Source organism: Gordonia sp. PS3 (assembly GCF_041950545.1).
GTDB classification, from domain to species: domain Bacteria; phylum Actinomycetota; class Actinomycetes; order Mycobacteriales; family Mycobacteriaceae; genus Gordonia; species Gordonia sihwensis.
Genome location: NZ_CP169524.1, coordinates 202785 through 218823, shown reverse-complemented (window position 1 = coordinate 218823; position 16039 = coordinate 202785). Strand labels below are relative to the sequence as shown.

General features: G+C 67.8%; 19 protein-coding genes. 8 read left to right on the top strand and 11 right to left on the bottom strand.

From position 1 onward, the window contains the following. Nucleotides 1–214: 214 nt before the first annotated feature. From ACE11G_RS01020 to ACE11G_RS01005, 4 genes are all read right to left on the bottom strand, one after another. The gene (locus ACE11G_RS01020; protein ID WP_375003365.1) at nt 215–1234 is read right to left on the bottom strand and encodes a phosphotransferase family protein; all 1020 of its coding nucleotides are present in this window, start codon (nt 1232–1234) and stop codon (nt 215–217) included. Further along, nucleotides 1231–2439: an acyl-CoA dehydrogenase family protein gene (locus ACE11G_RS01015; RefSeq protein ID WP_375003363.1), complete on the bottom strand. Its 1209-nt coding sequence runs from the start codon at nt 2437–2439 to the stop codon at nt 1231–1233. Before ACE11G_RS01015 ends, ACE11G_RS01020 begins: the two co-directional genes overlap by 4 nt. 91 nt (nt 2440–2530) lie before the next feature. Then, nucleotides 2531–3130 carry a TetR/AcrR family transcriptional regulator gene (locus ACE11G_RS01010; protein WP_045538076.1) on the bottom strand — a complete coding sequence of 200 codons (600 nt, stop codon included), beginning with the start codon at nt 3128–3130 and terminating at the stop codon, nt 2531–2533. Nucleotides 3131–3134: 4 nt separating this feature from the next. Next, nucleotides 3135–3797, bottom strand: coding sequence for a TetR/AcrR family transcriptional regulator (locus ACE11G_RS01005; protein WP_045538079.1), 663 nt, complete (start codon nt 3795–3797; stop codon nt 3135–3137). A 76-nt stretch (nt 3798–3873) separates the two neighbouring features. Between ACE11G_RS01005 and ACE11G_RS01000 the strand changes: the two genes are divergently transcribed. Continuing rightward, the gene (locus tag ACE11G_RS01000; RefSeq protein WP_375003360.1) at nt 3874–4737 is read left to right on the top strand and encodes an oxygenase MpaB family protein; all 864 of its coding nucleotides are present in this window, start codon (nt 3874–3876) and stop codon (nt 4735–4737) included. A gap of 18 nt (nt 4738–4755) precedes the next feature. On the opposite strand, the gene ACE11G_RS00995 is transcribed toward ACE11G_RS01000, so the two are convergent. The 4 genes from ACE11G_RS00995 to ACE11G_RS00980 all read right to left on the bottom strand — a co-directional run bounded on the left by ACE11G_RS00995 (nt 4756) and on the right by ACE11G_RS00980 (nt 9081). Further along, a complete protein-coding gene (locus ACE11G_RS00995) occupies nt 4756–6042 on the bottom strand; it encodes an alpha-hydroxy-acid oxidizing protein (protein ID WP_045538083.1) in 1287 nt (428 codons plus the stop codon). Between the two features lie 65 nt (nt 6043–6107). Beyond that, nucleotides 6108–6584, bottom strand: a complete 477-nt coding sequence (locus tag ACE11G_RS00990) for a DUF4334 domain-containing protein (RefSeq protein WP_045538085.1) — start codon at nt 6582–6584, stop codon at nt 6108–6110. Nucleotides 6585–6634: 50 nt separating this feature from the next. Further along, nucleotides 6635–8101, bottom strand: a complete 1467-nt coding sequence (locus ACE11G_RS00985) for a flavin-containing monooxygenase (protein WP_375003357.1) — start codon at nt 8099–8101, stop codon at nt 6635–6637. A 119-nt stretch (nt 8102–8220) separates the two neighbouring features. Further along, nucleotides 8221–9081, bottom strand: coding sequence for a Ku protein (locus tag ACE11G_RS00980; protein WP_006896851.1), 861 nt, complete (start codon nt 9079–9081; stop codon nt 8221–8223). Between the two features lie 62 nt (nt 9082–9143). Here ACE11G_RS00980 and ligD point away from each other — a divergent pair, with 62 nt between their 5' ends. Continuing rightward, a complete protein-coding gene (gene ligD / locus ACE11G_RS00975) occupies nt 9144–11108 on the top strand; it encodes a non-homologous end-joining DNA ligase (RefSeq protein WP_375003355.1) in 1965 nt (654 codons plus the stop codon). A 6-nt stretch (nt 11109–11114) separates the two neighbouring features. Here ligD and ACE11G_RS00970 read toward each other — a convergent pair whose 3' ends face one another. After that, the gene (locus tag ACE11G_RS00970; protein WP_375003353.1) at nt 11115–11696 is read right to left on the bottom strand and encodes a helix-turn-helix domain-containing protein; all 582 of its coding nucleotides are present in this window, start codon (nt 11694–11696) and stop codon (nt 11115–11117) included. 18 nt (nt 11697–11714) lie between these two features. On the opposite strand from ACE11G_RS00970, the gene ACE11G_RS00965 reads away from it, so the two are divergent. Together ACE11G_RS00965 and ACE11G_RS00960 are read left to right on the top strand one after the other, a co-directional pair. Further along, nucleotides 11715–12428, top strand: coding sequence for an AzlC family ABC transporter permease (locus ACE11G_RS00965; protein ID WP_039867626.1), 714 nt, complete (start codon nt 11715–11717; stop codon nt 12426–12428). Beyond that, nucleotides 12425–12739, top strand: coding sequence for an AzlD domain-containing protein (locus ACE11G_RS00960; protein ID WP_006896855.1), 315 nt, complete (start codon nt 12425–12427; stop codon nt 12737–12739). Before ACE11G_RS00965 ends, ACE11G_RS00960 begins: the two co-directional genes overlap by 4 nt. Nucleotides 12740–12746: 7 nt before the next feature. On the opposite strand, the gene ACE11G_RS00955 is transcribed toward ACE11G_RS00960, so the two are convergent. Beyond that, nucleotides 12747–13169 (bottom strand): nitroreductase family deazaflavin-dependent oxidoreductase, encoded by a 423-nt coding sequence (locus tag ACE11G_RS00955; RefSeq protein ID WP_006896856.1) that lies wholly within the window; start codon nt 13167–13169, stop codon nt 12747–12749. A 136-nt stretch (nt 13170–13305) separates the two neighbouring features. Between ACE11G_RS00955 and ACE11G_RS00950 the strand changes: the two genes are divergently transcribed. The 3 genes from ACE11G_RS00950 (at nt 13306) to dps (ending at nt 14896) form a co-directional block, all read left to right on the top strand. Continuing rightward, the gene (locus tag ACE11G_RS00950) at nt 13306–13893 is read left to right on the top strand and encodes a type 1 glutamine amidotransferase domain-containing protein (RefSeq protein WP_006896857.1); all 588 of its coding nucleotides are present in this window, start codon (nt 13306–13308) and stop codon (nt 13891–13893) included. A gap of 63 nt (nt 13894–13956) precedes the next feature. Continuing rightward, a complete protein-coding gene (locus tag ACE11G_RS00945) occupies nt 13957–14286 on the top strand; it encodes a hypothetical protein (protein ID WP_006896858.1) in 330 nt (109 codons plus the stop codon). Nucleotides 14287–14341: 55 nt separating this feature from the next. Further along, the gene (gene dps, locus ACE11G_RS00940; RefSeq protein WP_006896859.1) at nt 14342–14896 is read left to right on the top strand and encodes a DNA starvation/stationary phase protection protein Dps; all 555 of its coding nucleotides are present in this window, start codon (nt 14342–14344) and stop codon (nt 14894–14896) included. A 146-nt stretch (nt 14897–15042) separates the two neighbouring features. On the opposite strand, the gene ACE11G_RS00935 is transcribed toward dps, so the two are convergent. Next, complete coding sequence (locus ACE11G_RS00935) at nt 15043–15273, bottom strand: hypothetical protein (RefSeq protein ID WP_006896860.1); 231 nt, start codon at nt 15271–15273, stop codon at nt 15043–15045. Between the two features lie 126 nt (nt 15274–15399). Between ACE11G_RS00935 and ACE11G_RS00930 the strand changes: the two genes are divergently transcribed. After that, nucleotides 15400–16014 (top strand): CHAP domain-containing protein, encoded by a 615-nt coding sequence (locus tag ACE11G_RS00930; RefSeq protein ID WP_006896861.1) that lies wholly within the window; start codon nt 15400–15402, stop codon nt 16012–16014. Nucleotides 16015–16039 lie beyond the last annotated feature (25 nt).

Below are 16039 nucleotides of genomic sequence, written 5' to 3'. Positions count from 1 at the left end.
GCCCTCCACTACGTTCCGGACGGCTCAACCAGCCGACAAGAACCGACCCAGCGACAAAGCCCACCGAGCGAGACCACCCCAGGCTCGTCGAGCGAGGCCCCCCGCAGGCTCGTCGAGCAGCCCCCACAGGCTGGTTGAGCGAGCGCAGCGAGTCGAAACCACCCGACACCCCCACTACGTTCCGGACGGCTCAACCGGCAGGCAGGGCCGACCTCTACCTCAGCGCGCGCAGACCCGCGGCGATGAACTCGGCGGTGGCTTCGGCGGCGCGTTCGGCGCCCGCCGATCCGGACGAGCCTCCGGAGAGCGCTCGGTGCGTGATCCCCTCCGCGATGACGCCGAGTTTCAGATTCGCCAGGGCGAGGTAGAAGGCCCAGTCGCCCAGGTCGGCACCGGTCGCGGCGACGTAGCGCTCGGCCAGTCCGTCCGCATCGGGGTACCGGTCACTCGTCCACGCCGCATCGAATCCGAGAACCGACGAGAACACCGGCTCGCGGTACACGCACATCAGCGCGATGTCGGTGATCGGATCGCCGAGCGCGGACAGTTCCCAGTCGACGACCGCAGCGACGGTGCCCGGGTCACCGGGAGCCAGGATGGTGTTGTCGATCCGGAAATCGCCGTGGACGATCGAGTTCCGGGTCCGCGCCGGCACCAGCTCGGAGAGCGCCGTCGCCAGGCGCTCCACGTCGTCGAGCTCACGCGTCTTGACCAGCGCCCATTGACGAGCCCACAGCTTGACCTGCCGGCCGGCGAATCCGTCCGGCCTGCCGAAATCGCCCAGGCCCACCGCTTGGTAGTCAACGGAATGCAGAGCCGCGAGCGTCCGCACCAGTGCGTCGGCGCTCGCGGTCACCTCGGCGTCGGAGAGTGTCGCGAGGTCGTCCACCGAGCGGATCACGGCGCCGTCGACGAACTCTACGACGGTGCACGGAGCACCGATGTACTCGCCGTCACGGTCGATCGCGACGGTCCGCGGCACCGGCACATCGGTCGCCGCCAGCGCCGAGGTCACGTTCCATTCGCGATTCATGTCGTGCGCCGACGGTGTGAGCCCGCCCATCGGGGGCCGTCGGACCACCCAGTGGCTGCCGTCGTCGCGGACGTCGAAGGTCAGGTTCGACCGGCCACCGCCGATCAAGTCGATCCGCAACTCACCCGCGACATCGATACCGTTCGCCGCCAACAGCTTTCGCAGGCTATCCGCGCCCAGACCGGGATGATCCGCCGTCACCTCGTCGCCTCTCGAGCCCTGCGTGCGCGTCCGACCGCCCGCCTCGCGATGGCCCACCGGTGGACTTCGCTGGGGCCGTCGTAGATCCGGAACGGTCGTAGCTCCGCGGCGAGCCGCGCCAGCGGAAGGTCTTCTGAGACTCCGAGGCCTCCGCACATCTGCACGGCCCGGTCGGCGACGCGCGAGAACGCCTCCGCACCGAAGGTCTTCGCGATCGACGTCGAGTCCGAGGCGTGCTCGCCGAGATCGAGTTCGTAGCAGGCCCGGACCAGCAGCGCCCGCGCCGCGGCGAGGTCGATCTCGTTATCGGCGATCATCTGCTGAATCATGCCGAGGTCGGCGAGTCGCCCGCCGAAGCCTTCGCGCTGCTCGACGTAGTCGACGGCGATCCGGTGCGCGCGGACCGCGGTGCCCATCCAGCGCATCACGTGAGTCATGCGCGCCGGGCCGAGCCGCACCTGCGCGTACCGGTAGCCCTCGTGCGGGGCGCCGAGGACGTCCTCGTCGGGTACGAAGACATCGGTGAAACCGACCACGCAGTGCCCGCCGATCATCGACTTGTCAGTGGTGTGGATGTGCCGCTCCACCTCGATGCCCTCGGTGTGCGCGGGCGCGAGGAACATGGTCGCACCACCGCGGTCGCCCCGTTGCCCGACGGTGCGGGCCATGATGAAGAAGAATCCGGCACCGTCAGCTCCAGTGATGAACTGCTTGCGGCCGTTGATCTTCCATCCGCCGGCGACCCTCTCCGCCGTCGTCGACAGGGCGTTCGGGTCGGAGCCTGCGCCGGGGGCGGGTTCGGTCATCGCGAACGCGCTGCGCACCTCCCCAGTGGCGAGCGGCGCCAGGTACTTGTCCTTCTGTTCCGACGTGGCGATGTGCGCGAGCATGTGCACGTTGCCCTCATCCGGTGCACCGATGTGCAGTGCGACGGGCCCGAACGTCGAAGCTCCCGCGGCCTCGAACACCGGTGCGCGGTCGCTCATGTTGAGGCCCAGTCCGCCGAACTCCACCGGCGCGTGCGGCGCGAAGACGCCCGCGGCCTTGGCTTTCGCGTTCAGTTCCCGGCGCAGGTCGTCGCCGCCGGCCGCGGCGACGTCGCCCGCGAAACGGTTCTCGATGGGGAGAACTTCCTCGGCGATGAACGCCGAGGTCCGTTCGACGAGGTCGCGCACCTGCGCGCTGTATGCGAGATCGACAGCCATCTGAGCCTCCGTGTTCATACCGAGCGAACGTTCGGTCAGGGCTAGGTTGTCATGCGGCCCCGCACGACGTCAAGCATTCGGCGATCGCCCCTCAGCCCGCCACATGTCCGACGATCGACCGGGCGAACACCAGGTTCTGAGCGATCAACTCGTCGGCGCTCATCGGCCCGTCGACTCGATACCACGTGGAGACACCGACGCACATCGTCGCGACCGCCCGGGCCGCACCCTTCGGCGCATCCGTCGTGAACGCGCCGGACGCCACGCCGTCCTCGACCACCTCGTCGACCATCCGCTGCTGCCGGATCCGGTGACCGATGTAGACGCGGTGGTACTCGGGATCGAGACTGCGAAGCTCGGTGGATCCGACGAACGCCTGCTCACGCCGGTACATGTGGAATCGCAGGAGCGACTCCACCACGGCGTCGAAGCGCGCCAGCGGATCGTCGCCCGCGGCGGCCAGCGCCTCCTCCGACCGGCGAAGGAGGTCGGACATCGTCAATTCGAGCAGCCCCTGGAGCAGCGACTGCTTGGACGGATAGTGGTGGTAGAGCCCCGGGACCGACAACCCCGCACGCGCGGCGATGTCGCGGACCGAGGTGCCGTGATAGCCGTGCTCGACGAACGCGTCGAGCGCCGCGGCCAACGGCGCCGGAAGGTCGGGCTCGCCGTAGTCACGCCAGTTCGTCATGCACTCAACTTAGCCGGGCCCCAGACGCATCCGCGGCGCGACTCTCGGGAAGCAGCATCCGGACGCAGATGTCGACGAGCGCCGGGCGGTCGAGATCGATCAGCCCCTCCGTCCACGACGCGAGCAGCCGGCCGAGGCCGCCCACCTGGAAATGCGCCGCGGCGAGAGTCTGCTGACCTCCGCTGACGTTCGCGACCGCGGGCGCACTCTGGAAGGTGAGTTCGGTGAAGATCTTCAGCATCTCGAGGCGTTTGCGCACCAGCACCGGACTGCGCAGGGTGTCGGAGAAGATCACCCTCCCCTTCCGCGGGTCGCCCTCGATGACGTCGACGATCGCCTCGACGGCACCGACGACCTTCCCCCGCGCACTCGAGCCGGCATTGAAACCGGCCAGGGCGCGGTCGGCGATCTGCTCGATGATCATGTCGAACGCGGCGCCGACCAGCGCGTCCGCGTTCTCGAAGCTCTCGTAGAAGTAGCGCGGCGTGAGCGACGCGCGGGCACAGATGCCGCGGACGGTGACGGCGCCCGGCTCGGACTCGGCGAGCATGTCGAGTGCGGCGTCGATGAGGGCGGCACGACGGCGGGCCACCCGGGCGTCGCCGGATTCGCCGCCGTAATCGCGCAGCCCTCCCGGAGCGTCGTCGGATTCAGTCACGACACACATCTTGACACCTCGGCCACGCGGGCGTTGAATCAAAGGGGAAACAGTCGTTATCAGTTTATCCGCCCGGGAGGCGAACATGACCGCGGAAGCACTCGATCCTTCAGTCGCGGAACGTCATTCGAAGCGGAGTGAACTCGATGCGCAGACCGTCGACGACCTCGACATGCTCGGCCTGGCTCTGCTCGCGGGCCCGGCGAACGTCATCATGCAGTTGGCCGTCCCCGCGGTCGGATACGGCGTCTACGAGAGCAAGGTGGAGTCGGGCAACCTCTTCAAGGTCCCGGTGAAGCGAACCCGGACCACACTCACCTACCTCGCCGTCGCGGCGATGGGCACCGCGGACGACCGCCGTCGGTACCGGCAGGCGGTGAACAAGGCGCACGTCCAGGTGCGCTCCACCGACGACAGCCCGGTGAAGTACAACGCCTTCGATCCCGAATTGCAGCTGTGGGTGGCGGCATGTCTGTATCGCGGGTGGGAGGACACCCAGCGATTCTTCGGCGATCCGTCGAAGATCACCGAGGACGCCTATCGCCAGGGCGCGGTGATGGGAACCACCCTGCAGATGCCGCCGGAGATGTGGCCCGCCACCCGAGCCGACTTCGAGGCCTACTGGAACGAGACGGTCGAGGGCATCGAGATCGACGACACCATCCGCGACTACCTGTTGAAGATCGTGCGGATGGAGTTTCTTCCGCGTCCGGTGTCGCTGATGGCGGGCTGGTGGTCGGAGGCCATGACCCTCGGCTTCCTGCCGCCCGAGTTCCGCGAGAAGATGGGCGTGCGGATGTCGCGACGGCAGGAACTGCTCTTCAACACCCACAACGCGATCGCCCGGCGCGTCCTCCGGATCCTGCCCCGCCCGCTGACCGCCTTCCCGTTCAACCTGCTGCTCGCCGACGTCCGGTGGCGGATGCGGACCGGCCGGCCGCTGGTCTGACCCGCCGGCCCGTCCGCGTCAGCCGAGGTGCTTGAGGGCGCTGCGGTCCAGGTCGGCGACGTCCCGGTGGCCCGACAGTCCCAGCGTCAGATCGAGTTCGCCGATGATGTTCGCCACCGCGTCGCGGGCTCCGGCCGTGCCGTCGAGTGCGAGTCCGTACATGTGCGGCCGCCCGATGCACACCGCGTCCGCTCCCAGCGCCAGCCCCTTGAACACGTCCGACCCGGTGTAGAAGCCGGAGTCGACGAGGACCTTCGCGCGGCCGTCGACGGCGTCGACCACGTCCACCAGCGCATCGGTCGAGGAGATGGAGCCGTCGACCTGCCGACCGCCGTGATTGGAGACGATGAGGCCGTCGATTCCGGAGTCGACCGCCTGGCGAGCGTCGTCCGGATGAAGGATCCCCTTGAGGACGATCGGCAGCGAGGTGCGGTCGCGCAGGGTCGCGATGTCGTCCCAGTTCAGTGACGGGCGGGAGTAGATGTCGAGGAAGGTCTGCACCGCCGCGCGCGGTTCGGGTGCGGTCAGGTTGGTGCGGAGGTCGCCGGGTACGTTGCGGGCGATCGAGAACAGGGTCTTGATCGCGCCCACCGAGATCTCCGGCTTCTCCGCGGTGGCAGCCTTGATCCGCTCGGCGACGATCTCCCAGAACGACGGATCCGAGGTGTACTGGCTGATGCCCTCGGCGCGGGCGAAGGGCAGCGAACCGAGGTTGAGGTCCTGGGGCCGCCATCCGAGCATCGTGGTGTCGAGGGTGACGACCAGAGCCGCGGCGCCCATCCGCTCGGCGCGGTCGATCAGGCTGGTGACCAGGCGGTCGTCGGTCGACCAGTACAGCTGAAACCACCGCGGCGCGCCGGGTCGCACCGATTCCATCGCTGCCGCGACGTCTTCCATCGGCGCGCAGCCCTGATTGGAGAAGATGTACGGGACACCGAGTTCAGCGGCGGCCTCGCCGATGTGCACGTCGGCGTTCGGGTGGGCGAGGGCGCCCGCGCCGACCGGGGAGAACAGGACCGGTGCGCTGAGCTTCTGCCCGAAGAGTTCGATCTCGAGGTTGCGCTGCGAGGTGTCGCGCAGCATGCGCGGCACGATCGCCCAGCGGTCGAGCGCGTCCCGGTTGGCCTCCATCGTTCGGCCCTCGCCCGCACCTCCGGCGATGTACGCCCAGCCGCGCCGGCTCATCACGGCCTTGGCGCGACGCTCCAGTTCCGCGAAATCCGCTGGGACCGTGGGTTTCCGCCCGTGTACCCCCGCGGTGTAGATGTCGTTCTGCCGAGCCCTGCCGAAGCCGATCGAAACCATGCGGCCATTGTTCCCCACAGACGGCTCCCGCACACCGAGCAGGCCGGATCGGCGGCTGTGCGGCGTCACTCCCGGACGAGGAAGAAGTAGAAGTGCCGGTCGCGGACCAGCGACGTCTTCCCGTTCATGATCCCCATCAGCGTCCGCTCGTCGACGCGCTTGAAATGGTCGATGACCGGCTGACCGTCGTAGACCATCGAGGCCGTCGACTCGCCTCGGAAACCGACCATCCACGCGCTCGCCTCGCCCTTGCCGATCTCGGTGTCGGAGTACAGCGAGCCGTCGTCGGCCACGCACACCATCGGCTTCACGTCGTGCCACGAGTGGAAGGTCTTCCCGTGCCACCTCACCGCGGCCAACCGGCCGTCCATCGGGTGCCCCGAGGGCAGTTCTCCACCCCGCCACGAGCCGATCAACTCGTCCACCTGCACCACCGGAAGAGCGGCCCAGATCCGGTCGAGGTCGGCCGGGTCGCTCACCTCCTGAGATTCGGCACGACGGAAGAAATCGGCGACGGCTTCGTCGCGCGTCAGCTGAGACATGAATGCACTGTACGTCTCAAACTCCTGCTACGGAACCCGTCGACCGTCGTTCAGTCGAAGGTCATCTCCTCGGTCACGTCGTACTTGCGCGCGTCGATCGCGTCCAGAACCAGGTTATGGCGCACCTGCCAGGGTGCACGGTCGCCCGCCTTCGGCAGTCGGGCCCCGGCGCGCCGCACATAGCCCGAGTCGAGTTCGAGCAACGGGTGCGTCTGAGGCTTCGCGCCGTGCAGGGACGGCACCGCGCGGGTGTACCCGTTCCGGCGCATGTACGCCAGCAGTTCGGCGACCGCCTGACTGGTGAGGTCCACCCGCAGCGTCCACGAGGCGTTGGTGTACCCGACCGACCACGCGAGGTTGGGAACGTCGTTCAGCATGTATCCGCGGTAGGCGTACTTGTCGCCCGCCTCGAAGTGCTCGCCGTCCACCGACAGTGAGGCGCCGCCGAAGGTCACCAGGTCCAGACCGGTCGCGGTGACGATGATGTCGGCCTCCAGATGACGGCCCGAGTCGAGGTCGATGCCGGTGGGAGTGATCTGCTTGATGGTGTCGGTGACGACGTCGGCGTCGCCGGCCTTGACGGCGCGGTACAGATCGCCGTCGGGGATCACGCACAGTCGCTGGTCCCACGGCTCGTACTTGGGCCGGAAATGAGTGTCGACGTCGAATCCCTTGGGCAGCATCGACTTCGCGATCCGCCGCATGAGCCGCCGCGAGAGCTTGGGGAAGCTCCGGCAGAACAGGTACAGGCCGAGGGTGATGAAGGCGTTCCGCCACCGGATCACATCGTGCGCGAGCTGCGGCGTCAGCACTCGCTGCAGCAGCTTCGTCATCCCGTCCTCCCACGGGTACGGGAACATGTAGGTCGGCGAGCGTTGCAGCATGGTCACACTGCCTGCGGTCGGCGCCATCGCCGGAATGAGCGTGACCGCGGTGGCTCCGGAACCGATGACGACCACCTTCTTGCCCGCGTAGTCCAGATCCTCGGGCCAGAACTGCGGATGCACGAAGGTCCCGGTGAACGTCTCCTCGCCGGGGAAGTCAGGCCGATACGGGGCGTCGTACTTGTAGTAACCGGTGCACATGTAGAGGAAGCGGGTGACGATCGTCTGCGGCACCCCGCCGATCAGCGCGTCCACGGTCCACAGATCGGTCGAGGTGTCGAAGTCGGCGCCGGTCACGTCGACGTCGAAGGTGATGTGGTCGAAGATGCCGAAGTCGCGGGCGGTCTGCTCGAGGTAGTCGCGGATCTGGTCGCCTTCGGCGATCGTCCGCGAGCCTCGCCACGGATTCCAGGGAAAGCTGAGGGTGAAGATGTCGGAGTCCGAACGCACGCCCGGGTACCGGAACAGATCCCACGTGCCGCCGATCCGCGACCGACGCTCCACGATCCGGTAGTCCAGCCCCGGATTCCGATCCCGGAGCCGGTAGGCGGCATCGATTCCGGACAGTCCCGCTCCGACGATCAGCACGTCGAGCGGCTGGTCAGTCGACCCGCCACGCTGCGCATCAGCCATTTCCGCCATCCTCCATCACCCGAGCGACATCTATGATGTGCATCACTGTACAGATCGGTGTCCCGCGGAGATTTCGGCTCCCGGAACGGCCTGAGAGACCGTTCCGGGAGCCAAAGTTTTCAGGCCGACTTCTTCTTGGCCGCCTTCTTGGCCGGAGCCTTCTTCGCCGCCTTCTTCGCGGGCGGTTTCTCGTCCTCGACCTCCCGGCCGCGGCTCTTGACCGACGCCCGCAGCGCCGCGAGAAGGTCCGCGACCTCCGAGTCGTCGTCGGGCGCTTCCTCTTCGGTCTCCGAGAATGCCTGGCCACCGTCGGCTCGCGCCTCGATGAGCTTTCCGAGCTCCACCTGATAGGTGTCCTCGAACTGGCTGGGGTCGAAGTCCGAGGCCATCGTCTCGATGAGCGAGGACGCCATGTCCAGTTCCTGATCGCGGATCTCGACGTCGGCGTTCAGGAAGTCGAAGTCCGGCACCCGGACCTCGTCCGGCCACAGCAGCGTCTGCAGGGTCATCACGCCGTCGATGACCCGCAGCGCTGCCAGCCGTGTCCGGTTCCGGAGCGTGAAATTCGCAATGGCGAGACGCTCGGTGGTCTCCAGCGCCTTCGCGAGCAGCACATACGCCTTCGGCGACTTGGACGCCGGCTCCAGGTAGTACGGCTTGTCGAAGTAGATCGGGTCCACCTGGTCGATCGGCACGAACTCGAGGATCGAGATCTCCGGGCTCTTGTTGACCGGCAGGGTCGCGAGGTCTTCCTTGGTCAGCACCACCTGCTCGCCGCTCTCGGACTCGTAGGCGTTGGCGATCTTGGAGAACTCGACCTCGGTATCGGTGCCCTCCCGCACCCGCCGATACCGGATCCGGGCGCCGTCGGCGGAATCGACCTGATGCGAACTGCGGTCGTGGCTCTCCGTGGCGGAGTACACCTTGACCGGCACGTTCACCAGACCAAAGCTCAGATCACCTCTCCAGATCGAGCGCATGTCCGTCATTGTGCCAGGAAAGAGAGCCGAGAGGCAGGTGTGCGCGTGGACAATGGTCTCCTATGACGCGATCGCATCTCGACGTGGACGGGCGCAGGATTGTGCTGACCAACCTCGAGAAGGTGTTGTATCCGGAGACCGGGACTCGCAAGTTCGACGTCGTCGACTACTACATCCGGATCGCTGACGCGATGGTGCCGCACATGGCCTCGCGCCCGGTGACCCGCAAACGCTGGCCGGGCGGAGTCGAGTCGGCGCCGTTCTTCGAGAAGACCCTCCCCGCAGGCGCACCCGACTGGGTGGCCCGCTTCACGATCGAGCACTCCGAGCGCCGGACGGTGTACCCGGTGGTCCGGTCGACTGCCGATCTGGTGTGGCTGGCCCAGGTGGCCGCGCTGGAGCTCCACGTGCCGCAGTGGCGCATCGACCTGTCCGACGACGAGGAGCGCCGCACCGACCGCATCGTGCTCGACCTCGATCCCGGGCCCGGCGTGACACTGGACGACTGCGCCGCCGTGGCCCTCGACATCCGCGCCATGCTGACCGACGCCGGTCTCGAGTCGTTCCCGGTCACCAGCGGTTCCAAGGGGATCCACGTCTACGGGCGCCTCGCATCGCCCGTGCGGTCCGAATCGGCGCGCACCGTGGCCCGCCAGATCGCGACCGCCCTGGCGCAGGCGCACCCCCGCACCGTCACCGCGACCATGGCGAAAGCCGAGCGCGAGCGCCGGGTCTTCATCGACTGGAGCCAGAACACCGCCGCCAAGACGACACTCGCGCCGTACTCGCTGCGTGGACGCGAACGGCCGTGGGTCGCGGCGCCGCGGTCGTGGGACGAACTGTCCGAGTCCGGACTCGCCCATCTGCTCTGCACCGAGGTCCTCGACCGCTACGAGAACGACGGCGATCTGCTCGCCGGACTGTCGGAGGCGAGCCCGCCGGTCCAGACGACCACCGTTCCCGGCGACGCGGTCGTCGATCTCGGCGAGTATCGGAAGAAACGGTCCTCACGCTCTCGGAGGGAGAGCGTCGCGCCGCCTCCGCGAGAGAGTGCGCCCGCCCGCGACAGCGAGGTCGACGATCCGCTGCCCGGTCTCGTCGGACTCCGCCCGATGCTCGCCACCGACGACCCGATCGAGTCCCTGACCGACGACTGGGCGTACGAGGGCAAGTGGGACGGGTTCCGGGCAGTGATCAGGGTGGTGGGCGGCCGGGTCCGGTTGATCTCGAGGTCGGGCAACGACCTCACCGGCGACTTCCCGGAACTGTCCGTGTTCGGTGACCTCCTGGTCTCCGGCGGCCGACCGGTCGACGCCGTGCTCGACGGTGAGATCGTCGCGATCAACGACGCCGGGCTCACCGACTTCTCGCTGCTCGCATCGCGGAGGCGCAGAGCCGAGCCGCACGAGCTCCGGGTGCACCTCTTCGACGTCCTGTACCTGGACGGCGTCCGAGTGTGGGAGCAGCCGTGGGAGGTGCGGCGCGAGATCCTGGAGTCCCTCGACTACTTCGACGGCGAACCGCTGATCGATGTGCCGCCGCTGCTTCCCGGGCCGGCGGAGACCGCGATCCGCACCGCACGGGACCGGGGGTGGGAAGGGGTCATCGCGAAACGGCGGGCTTCGTCCTACGCGAGCGGACGCCGCAGCCCCGACTGGCGCAAACAGAAGAACTGGAACGACATCGAAGTGGTGATCGGCGGCTATCGGCCCGGTCGCGGCTCCGAGTCGAAGATCGGATCACTGCTGGTCGGCCTGCCCGCCGAGCGCGGCCTGCGCTACCTCGGCCGGGTGGGCACCGGTTTCAGCGACGCCGAACTCGACGCACTGCTCGAAGAACTCCGGCCCCTGCGGATCAGCATGTGCCCGTTCATCGACGACATCGACAAGCCCGTCGCGGGCAGCGCGACGTGGGTGCTGCCGAAGATCGTCGCGGACGTGCAGTTCATGGACTGGACGTCAACGGGGCACCTGCGCCATCCGAGTTGGCGCGGAATCCGCCGTGACAAGCTGCCGGGCGACCTGTGAGCGCTCTCAGGACTCGCTGAGCAGAACCGCGATCGTCCCCTCCTCGAGAGCGTCGAAGATGTGCTCGATGTCGCCGGGATAGTTCACGTAGTCGCCGGGCGACAGTTCCACGGGCGCCTCCGTCGGCCCCACCGACGCCCGGCCCGAGCAGAGCACGACGTGTTCGACGACTCCTCTGGCGTGCGGTTCGGAGACTCGGGGACGGCCGGGCTCGGCGCGGATCAGATAGGCGTCGCGGCGCGTGCCGTGCCGCGCCGCTGACAGCAGGGTGGCGCTGTAGTCGGCGGAGATCGTCGCACCCTCGCCCAGCCGGATCACTTCGACGGTCGGACGAGGCGCGTCGACCAACGCCGAGAACTGGATTCCGAGTGCGACGCTGAGTGCCCACAGCGTCTCCACGCTGGGGTTTCCCTCCCCGGACTCCAGCTGTGACAGAGTCGACTTCCCGATTCCGGCACGGCGCGCGAGTTCGGCCAAGGAGATGCCCGCCCGCGCCCGCTCTCTCTTCAGTGCCGCCGCGACGAGTTTCTGCGGACTCACATCGTTCGACAGAGCGGACGAACGTTCATTTTGACGAACCTCTTCCATAGGTTCATCATAGTGGACATGCGTTCATCATGGAGAACACTCGTGCGGCGCGCGCCCCGCGAGATCATCGCCATCGCGTTCTCCCTCTGGATCGTCGGCGTCTCGTACGGCGCCGCCGCACACGGGATCGGCATGGCATGGTGGCAGGTCCTGCTGATGGCCTGCGTCGTACTCGCCGGATCGTCCGAGTTCGTCTTCGTGTCGGTGGTGGCCGGCGGCGGGCTGCCCGTGGTCGGCGCACTGGCCGGCCTGCTGGTGAACCTGCGCAATTTCTCGTACGGGCTCTCCGCCGGCCGATTCCTCCGGGACGACCGATCGGCATACGCCGCAGCCCACATGGTGAACGACGAGACCGCCGTCTACTCGGCCGGTCACCGCGATGTGACGGCCGCACGGTCGGCCTTCGTGATCTGCGGAACCGCGGTCGTCATCGCATGGCCACTCGGCGCGCTCACCGGTGCGATGGTCGGGCAGGTGATCGCCTCGCCCGAGACGCTCGGGCTGGACGCCGCCTTCCCCGCTCTGCTCATCGCCCTGGCGCTTCCCGCACTGCGCGACCGGGAGACGCGTTGGGCGGCCCTGTTCGGCGGGACCATCGCGCTGGCGACGGCGGGCTTCGTGGCCGCCGGACTGCCGATTGTGCTGGCGTTGTTCGGAATTCCGCTCGGGCTGATGGTGACCGGCCGCCCGCGCGTTGACCGGAGTCGCGAGCCGGAGAGCGTGCCGTCGTGACCGGCTGGGAGTTCGCCTGCGGCGTCGCGATCCTCGCCGGAGGGACCTATCTGATCCGGGTCGCCGGCGTGCGGCTGCGCAGCCGGATCACCGTCTCACCGGCGGTGGAGACCCTGCTGGAACGGTCGACGATGATCCTGTTGATCGCCGTCGGTCTCACCGGCGCCCTGTTCGCCGGCACCGAATTGAGCGATCCCGCCCGTCCGATCGGAGTCGCAGCCGGTGCGGTGGCGGCCCTGCTGCGCGCGCCGCTGGCCGTCGTGATCGTCGTCGCGGCAGCGACCACCGCGGCACTGCGACTGGTGCTGTGACGGCGGGTCACTCCAGGACGAAAACCGGAATCTGACGGTCGGTGTTCTGCTGGTACTCGCCGTACGGCGGGAATGCCTCGACCGCCAGCTTCCACCAGTGCTCGCGCTCCTCGCCGGAGACCTCGCGCGCAGTGAGGTGGAAGACCTCCGTGCCGTCCTGCACGGTGACCTCGGGGTGTGCCTTCACGTTGTAGTACCAGGACGGGTTCGACGGCGCGCCGCCCTTGGACGCCACCATCGCGTACTTGCCGTTCTCCTCGACCCGCATGAGCGGGACATACCGCTGCTTGCCGGACTTGGCGCCGAGCGTGGTGAACAGCACCACTCTCATGCCGTTGATGTCCGCGACGTCGGTCGTGCCCGCGGCCAGGATCTTCTCGGTCTGATCGCGCACCCAGTCGGTGGGGCTCAGTTCGGGGGAATCACTCATGGTCCCGATGGTAGGGCGATCGCCCGCGGCAGGGCGTCGACATCGGCAGGTTCGACCGACTCGACGTTTGAGAGCCGCATGGACGGGGTATCCCGGCACTGCATGTCCGCCGCAGCACAGCTGGAGGGAGTTCGCCATGACAGTGCACCATCACGACCCCGACCTGAGCGGACGGGCCGTCGCGTTCCTGGTCGCGCCGGAGGGCGCCGAGGAGCGCGAACTCACCGACCCGTGGCAGGCCGTGCGCGAGGCCGGTGGCACTCCGACTCTCGTGTCGACCGTCGGCGGAACGGTACAGACTTTCCGCCACCTGGACCGCGCCGCCTCATACCCGGTCGACGAGGTGGTCGAGAATCTCGACTCCACGGATTTCGATGCGCTGGTGCTTCCCGGCGGTGTCGCGAATCCGGATTATCTGCGGACCGTTCCCGGCGCTGTCGAGTTCGCGGCGCGGTTCCTGGAGTCGGGCCGCCCCGTCGCCGCGATCTGCCACGCGCCGTGGCTGCTCATCGAGACGGGTCTGATCGGGGGTCGCCGGCTCACCGCCTGGCCCAGCCTCCGAACCGACGTGCGCAACGCGGGCGCCACGTGGGAGGACGGGCCGGTGGTGGTGTGCGACTCGGGCCCGGGTCCGTTGATCACCAGCCGGGCGCCGGACGATCTGCCCGCCTTCGACGAGGCTCTGCTGCACCGGTTCTCGGTCGCGGCCACGGGCCGGCCCTGATGCCTTTCGTTCAAGGAGGTTCACATGAGACGCAGCGAATCCACGCCGGGAGGAGGCCCGCCCATGACCGGAGACCATCTGAGCGCCGCGACCGTTCGTCCACTGAAGGCGCTCGGGCTGATCGGCTACGGGCTGCTCCTGATCGCCCTGGTGCTGATCGCCGTGACCTTGACCACCGCGGCGGCCGACGACGCGCTCGCACCGTGGATCGTGGCGACGGTGGTCTGCGCTGTGGCCGCGGTCGGATGCCTCGGTTGGTCGCGGGTGAGGTTGCGGTCCCATCGCGCGCTCGACCGTCCCCAGCACGACCCGCTCATCCCGGAGACGACGGCCGAGGAGGCCGACGAGTACGAGCACCTGCATCATCCACGCGGCCGCCGCAGGAGGGCATGATCGCCGAGCGATCACCCGCCCGTGCGACGGCCGACCCGACAGACGAGGAGGCACCATGTCACTCATCAACACCCATCAGCCGGAGATCGGCGGTCTCTCGCACACCGAGTCCGATGCACTGATCTCGATCCTGCAGCACCGGCTCAGTTCCCTGATCGATCTGCATCTCACGCTCAAGCATGTTCACTGGAACGTGGTGGGCCCCAACTTCATCGGAGTCCACGAGATGCTCGACCCGCAGACCGCCACGGTCCGCGGATTCGCCGACGTGCTCGCTGAACGCATCGCGACGCTGGGCGGCTCGCCGAGCGGGACATCGGCGGGTATCACGAAGAATCGCGACTGGGACGATTACGATCTCGGCCGCGACACCGTCCAGGCGCATCTCGCGGCCCTCGACCTCGTCTACACCGGGGTCGTCAAGTCCCATCGCGACGCCATCGCCGAGGCGGGGATGATCGATCCGATCACCGAGGACGTCCTCATCGGCCAGACGCGCGAACTCGAGCAGTTCCAGTGGTTCCTGCGCGCCCATCTGGAAGACCGTTCCGGCGAACTGGCACACGCGGGGTCGCATACCGAACTCGGCGCCGCCGACGCAGCTCGCTGAGGAGGTCGCTCGCTCAGCAGCTCGGTAGAAACGAGACAGAGGCACATGAATCGGCGGCGCTGCTCGGGCAGCGCCGCCGATTTCGCTGGTTCATCTCGCTGGTTCCGGAAGCCGGACTGCGATCTGGCGAAACGCGTCCAGTGACCTCAGACGAGCCTCGCGCGCAGCAACTTCTTGCCCATCTCTGCGCCCTTGAGGCTGTCGCTCTGCGCCTTCGTGAACAACTCCACCGTCTCGTGGTCGCCGTCGCGCTCGGCGTCGGCGATGAAAGTGTCCATCCGAAGCGCGTTCGACAGGCACTTCTCCACGTACCAGATCAAGTTGTACGTCTTGTCGCGTGTTCCGGTCACTTCCCCGGACTCGGTGCTTGCAGACATGCCGCGTCCTCCCTTCACATAGTCGGTATTCGTCCGTCCGGAAGCGAACTCCGTTCCGGACATCGATCGGGTTCCCGATCGCCGAGGCCCCGAAACATGGGCCCGGGCGGCGGATACGCTGGCCGAATGTCACCCCGCCGCCGAAGGCTCACAATCTGGCTCGCAGTCGTCGTCGTGCTCCTGGGCGGCGCGACCGCCGTGGCCGTCCACGAAGGCGCAGTGGGTTTCGTCCGGACCTGGTGGAACAACCGCGACCGCGCCTATCCGGACCTGGACACCACTGCTCTCGGCCCCACGCAGAAGCGCATCGTCACCGTCACCCGCGCGGAGTTCGACGCCCAGCCGCCGGGCACCAAGTACTCCGAAGGGGTCGACGAGGAGTGGTGCGCCGACTTCGTCAGCTGGGTGATGCGCGAGTCGGGCGTGCCCTTCGAGAATCCGTTCTCCGGGCACTGGCGGATCCCGGGGGTGTACACCCTGACCGAGTACTTCCAGTCGCAGGGACGTTTCCGCGCCGCAGACTCGGGTTACCGTCCCGTTCTGGGCGACGTGATGCTCTACTCCACGAAGAGCTTCTTCCGTCAGCACACCAACATCGTGCTCGACTACTCCGACGGGGAGGTCACCACCGTCGGAGGCAATGAGTGGGGCGGACACGTGAAGGTGAACCGATTCCGGATCGGCGGATACGTCGGACTGGTCGGCTACGGCGTCCTGCCGTCGAAGCGCGCGGCCGAGTGACGGTGTCATCGACCACGCGCCTCGA